At 62.3% G+C, this 5,228-nt stretch carries 6 protein-coding genes; 4 read left to right on the plus strand and 2 right to left on the minus strand.

The window, feature by feature from the left end; all coding sequences use genetic code 11:
* The 3 genes from EN749_RS30145 to EN749_RS30155 form a co-directional block, all read left to right on the plus strand.
* Nucleotides 1-798: 2-hydroxyacid dehydrogenase (locus EN749_RS30145; protein WP_145991058.1), on the plus strand; the 798-nt coding region annotated here is incomplete at its 5' end.
* An 82-nt stretch (nucleotides 799-880) separates the two neighbouring features.
* Entirely contained in the window at nucleotides 881-1,264 is a 384-nt protein-coding gene (locus tag EN749_RS30150) for a hypothetical protein (protein ID WP_164873919.1), read from the plus strand.
* Nucleotides 1,265-1,444: 180 nt separating this feature from the next.
* On the plus strand, nucleotides 1,445-2,116 hold the full coding sequence (locus tag EN749_RS30155) for an outer membrane protein (RefSeq protein WP_127396008.1): 672 nt from the start codon (nucleotides 1,445-1,447) through the stop codon (nucleotides 2,114-2,116).
* A gap of 34 nt (nucleotides 2,117-2,150) precedes the next feature.
* Here EN749_RS30155 and EN749_RS30160 read toward each other — a convergent pair whose 3' ends face one another.
* Nucleotides 2,151-2,924, minus strand: coding sequence for a gamma-glutamyl-gamma-aminobutyrate hydrolase family protein (locus EN749_RS30160; RefSeq protein WP_128288571.1), 774 nt, complete (start codon nucleotides 2,922-2,924; stop codon nucleotides 2,151-2,153).
* 262 nt (nucleotides 2,925-3,186) lie between these two features.
* On the opposite strand from EN749_RS30160, the gene EN749_RS30165 reads away from it, so the two are divergent.
* Entirely contained in the window at nucleotides 3,187-4,296 is a 1,110-nt protein-coding gene (locus EN749_RS30165) for a TRAP transporter substrate-binding protein (RefSeq protein ID WP_013528215.1), read from the plus strand.
* 84 nt (nucleotides 4,297-4,380) lie between these two features.
* On the opposite strand, the gene EN749_RS30170 is transcribed toward EN749_RS30165, so the two are convergent.
* The coding region (locus EN749_RS30170) for a zinc-binding dehydrogenase (RefSeq protein ID WP_128364528.1) at nucleotides 4,381-5,228 on the minus strand (848 nt) is incomplete at its 5' end.

The following is a 5,228-nucleotide window of genomic DNA, read 5'->3' on the forward strand; positions in this document are numbered from 1 at the left end:
GCGATGATGGATGCATTGCCCAACCTCGAGCTCATCGCATCCTTCGGCGTCGGCTATGATTCGGTCGATGTCAGCCATGCCCGAGCGAAGAACATCATGGTCACCAACACGCCCGACGTGTTGACCGAGGAGGTCGCCGACACCACGATCGGGCTGTTGATCAACACCATCCGCGACCTGCCGCGCGCCGAAACCTGGCTGCGCGACGGCAGCTGGCTGCGCAACGGCAACTATCCGCTGAGCCGGCTGACCTTGCGCGGGCGCAGTGTGGGTATTTTCGGCATGGGCCGCATCGGGCAGGCCATCGCCCGGCGTCTGGAAGCTTTTGGCTTGCCGGTCGCCTACCACAACCGGCGCCGTGTCGAAGGTCTTTCCTACCAGTATCATGCGACCCTGAAAGGGCTTGCAGAAGCCGTCGATACGCTGATTTCGGTCGCGCCGGGGGGCGCCTCGACGGAGAAGGCGGTCAATGCCGAAATCCTGTCGGCACTTGGCGCCAACGGCGTCTTCGTCAACATCGGCCGTGGCAGCACTGTCGACGAAGCAGCGCTTGCGGCAGCCCTTGTCACCGGCACCATCGCCGCCGCCGGCCTCGACGTCTTTGCCGACGAACCGAACGTGCCCAAGGCGCTGCTCAACGCGCCCAACACCTCGCTGCTGCCGCATGTCGGCTCGGCCTCGGACCACACCCGCCGCGCCATGGCGGATCTGTGCGTCGACAATCTGGTGTCCTGGTTCACCGAGCGTCGGCCGTTGACGCCGGTCCCCGAGACAGCAGAAGTCAAGGCTAGAAACTGATCGGTGGCCGCCACATTTATTAACGTCAGCTTAACCATTTGGAATCATTGTTCAACCTGTCCGTGTACGTGGATGAAAAATGATGAAAGCACTTTCCGCATTGATCGCTGCCGCAGCGCTGTTTGGCGGCATTCAGCTGTTTCATGGCGGCAGCCGAGAAAGCGTGGCCAACGAGGCCGCCCCGTCCAACAGCTACAGGCTGGTCGCCAATGGCGATGAGGCGGTCTGTGCAGTCAGCCGCGGGGCCGAAATTTCGGACGGTTTGTCGCTGGTCACCGTTGCTCCGAAATGCCGCCGGCTCTTGCCCGGCATAGAGCAGGCGAAGTTCTGGCGCGAGCAAAACGACGGCACGGTCGCCTTCAGCGCCAACGGCGTCGATCCGATCGTCACCTTCGCGGCTGCCGATGGCGACGGCTACGAATCTTATGCCCCGGCGCTACCGTTGCTGTCGCTGAATAGCTATTAATGCCCAGCGGCCTATTCTGCCGCTACAAAGGGCAGGTATCGCACCGCCATGGCGGTTTAGCCAGCCAATCATAGTGGCCGTTCTGCCACGCCGATTGCGAAAAGAAGTTCCACGCTATTTTAGCATCTTGCGATACAAACGAAGATAGATCGTTATGCACCATTCAATTGGGGGCCTAACGTGAAATCCATCCTTCTCGCATCCACCATGCTTGTCGCCCTTTCGGGTGGCGCTTTCGCTGCCGACGCGCTTGTCGAAGCTCCGGTGGCTTACGAATGGAGTGGCTACTATGTGGGCGCGCAGCTTGGATACAATTGGGGGCACGTCGATAGCCACGACGTCAATATCGACGACGGCAGTTCCGATTGGGCTGACTCGTGGAAGTCCGACGGAGTGATTGGAGGTATCCACGCCGGCTACAATCAGGCCTTCAATTCGATCGTTCTTGGCGTCGAGGCCGATCTCGAAGCCTCGGGAGCGGGCGGCTCCGTGGATTCCGCGTATGCGGGCAATATCAAAACCAAAATCGACGTTCAGGGCTCGTTGCGCGCACGTCTTGGCTATGCGGTGGGACCGGCTCTCCTGTACGGTACGGGCGGTCTCGCAGTCGCTCACTTCGATACCAAATATGACGACGGCACCACGACGGATAGCTCGTCCAACACAAAGGCAGGTTGGACTGTGGGCGCTGGTATCGAATATGCCTTCGCGCAAAACTGGACGACGCGGGTCGAGTATCGCTACAGCGATTTTGGCACGTTCTCCGACAATCCAGCGACCGACAGTTCCTGGCTTTACCCAACCGACGTGACGACTCAAACCGTACGCTTCGGCGTCAGCTATAAGTTCTGATCGCGGGTTCGCGCCAGGGGGCGGACCCGGTCGTTTACTCTGCCGCCGTACGCGCTGCCTGGCGGATCAGGGCGTGGCCCCTGACCGCATCGCCGAAGGCCCGGAATATCTTCACCGAATTGCTGTCCGACTTGACCCAGTATTCCGGGTGCCATTGCACGCCGACGGCGAAGGCGCGGGCGTCGCGCACCGAAACCGCCTCGACCGTGCCGTCGGTGGCGACGGCCTCGACCTGCAGCTTCGAGCCGAGCCGGTCGATGGCTTGGCGGTGCAACGAATTGACCTTGATGTCGCCGGCACCGAACACACCGGCCAGGCAACTGTCAGGTTTGATGGAAATGGTCTGGTGGATGGCGAAGCGTTCGTCCTGCTTGTCGCTCACCGGCGCGCGGTGGTCGAGCGAGCCCTCGCGCTCCTGGATCTCGGTGCCGAGCGTGCCGCCCAGCGCCACGTTCAATTCCTGGATGCCGCGGCAGATGGCGAGCAGCGGCACGCCGCGTTCGATCGCCCGGCGGATCAGCGGCAGCGTCGTGGCGTCGCGCGCCGGATCATAAGGGCCATTGGCTTCGCTGGCGTCGCCGCCATAGAGCGAGGGATGCACATTGGATTTCGAGCCGGTGACCATGACGCCGTCCACCGACGACAGGAGCTCGTCGAAGTCGAGCCGGTCGCCAAATGACGGCACCAACAGCGGGAACACGCCGGCGCCGGTGATCGCCGCTTCCAGATATTGCTGCGGGGCGGCGTGCCAAGTGTAGTTGTCGAACTGACGGACGTCGGTCGATATGGCGACGAGCGGCTGATGCATTTTGCTCTGTGTTCCATCTGGGCAAGGGATACCTGCCGCTAAAATAGGCGATCCCCGGTTGTTTTTCCATGCCAAGTTTCGGCGTGTCGCATGGGCCACGAAACGGCCTGTTAGACTATAGTTGCAGGGCAGCCGGGCTTCGCCGTCAAATCGGGCCGCCGTGCTGGACTCGACTTCTTGCCCGTGTATTGTCTCGAACGAACCGACACGGAAACCGAGGATTTCCTGACGTCGGCCTGTTGATCCAAAAGGGAGGAACTTCATGGATCGTCGTTCATTCATTCGCAAGGCCGGTGTCACCGGCGTCGGTGCCGCCGCGGCGGCGGCCACGCTGGCGGCGCCCGCAATAGCCCAGTCCAATCCCAAGGTGACATGGCGGCTGGCGTCGTCCTTCCCGAAGTCGCTCGACACCATCTATGGCGGTGCCGAGGTGTTCTCCAAGATGCTGTCGGAAGCCACCGACGGTAACTTCCAGATCCAGGTCTTCGCCGCCGGAGAGCTGGTGCCAGGCCTGCAGGCCGCAGACGCCACCACGGCCGGCACGGTCGAGGCCTGTCATACGGTGGCATATTATTACTGGGGCAAGGACCCGACATGGGCGCTGGGTGCGGCGGTTCCCTTTTCGCTCAACGCACGCGGCATGAATGCCTGGCATTACCATGGCGGCGGCATCGACCTGTTTAACGAGTTTCTCGCCACGCAGGGCCTTTTCGGCCTGCCGGGCGGCAACACCGGCGTCCAGATGGGCGGCTGGTTCCGCAAGGAAATCAACACGGTGGCCGACCTTTCCGGCCTCAAGATGCGAATCGGCGGTTTTGCCGGCAAGGTGGTGCAGAAGCTCGGCGTCGTGCCGCAGCAGATCGCCGGCGGTGATATCTATCCCGCGCTGGAGAAAGGCACCATCGACGCGGCCGAATGGGTTGGTCCCTATGACGACGAGAAGCTCGGCTTCTATAAGGTCGCGCCCTATTATTACTATCCCGGCTGGTGGGAGGGCGGCCCGACCGTCCACCTGATGTTCAACAAGGCGAAGTACGAAGAACTTTCGCCGACGTACAAGTCGCTGCTGCACACTGCCGCGCAGGCGGCCGACGCCAACATGCTGCAGAAATACGATTATCTGAACCCTGCGGCGGTGAAGCGACTGGTAGCCGGCGGCGCGAAACTGCGCCCGTTCAGCCAGGAGATCATGGCCGCCTGCTTCGAAAAGGCCAACGAGGTCTATACCGAAATGGAAGCCTCCAACGCCCCGTTCAAGAAGATCTGGGAATCGATCAAGGGCTTCCGCAAGGAGCATTATCTCTGGGCGCAGGTGGCCGAATACAATTACGACACCTTCATGATGGTCCAGCAGCGCAACGGCAAGCTGTAGTCGGCCGGACTTCTGCTCAAAAGCTCTCTGGGCGGAACCCGCTCAGGGAGCTTTTCTGTATATACCGGAGGCGAAACCGGCGGTTCAGCCTCGGCGCGGCACCACCAGAACCTTGACCTCGCCGGGCGCCGGCGGATTGGCGATCACCGCTGGCGCTTCTTCAAGCGAGACCTGCCTGGAGATCAGCCTAGCGATCTCGATCGTGCCGGAAGCAATGAGTTCGGCGGCACGGCGATGGGTGTAGGGATTGAGGAAGGAACCGAGCACCTTCAGTTCCCGGAACAGCAGGTCGAACGGCTCGAATTCAGCTTTCACGCCTTGCGGCGTCACGCCGACGATGACGACCGTGCCACCGGCGCGGGCCAGCCGCATCGACTGCTCGACGGTCTCTCGCACGCCCGCACATTCGAAGACGACGTCGACACCGCCTGGCACCAGCCCCACCGGTCCGGCGATGGCATCGATGACATCGGCGGTGGTTGGATCGATAGTCATTGTCGCGCCGAGGTCCTCGGCGAGGGCGCGCCGCGAGGCTTGCCTGGTCGACAGGATGATGGTCGTGGCTCCCGCCAATCTTGCCAGCTGCACGGTGAGCAGGCCGATCACGCCGCCGCCAAGCACGACCACCGAGCTGCCCGGTTTGATCCCGGCAAGGTCGACGCCGTGCAGGCAACAGCCGAGCGGCTCGCAGAACGCGCCGTGCATGGGATCGAGGCCCGCAGGCAGGACGAAAGCCTGCTTCTGCGGCAAGGCAAGGTATTCGGCAAAGCCGCCGTCGCGATGAATGCCGATGGCGCGCAGATTGCTGCAGAGATTGATTTGTCCCGCGTGACAACGCGCGCAGCGCCCGCAGGCGATGTTGGGGTCGCCGGTGACACGATCGCCGATGGCAAAACCCGAGACCGACTTTCCGATCGCCTCGACGAGACCGG

This window comes from Mesorhizobium sp. M7A.F.Ca.ET.027.02.1.1, from assembly GCF_004022985.1.
GTDB lineage: Bacteria > Pseudomonadota > Alphaproteobacteria > Rhizobiales > Rhizobiaceae > Mesorhizobium.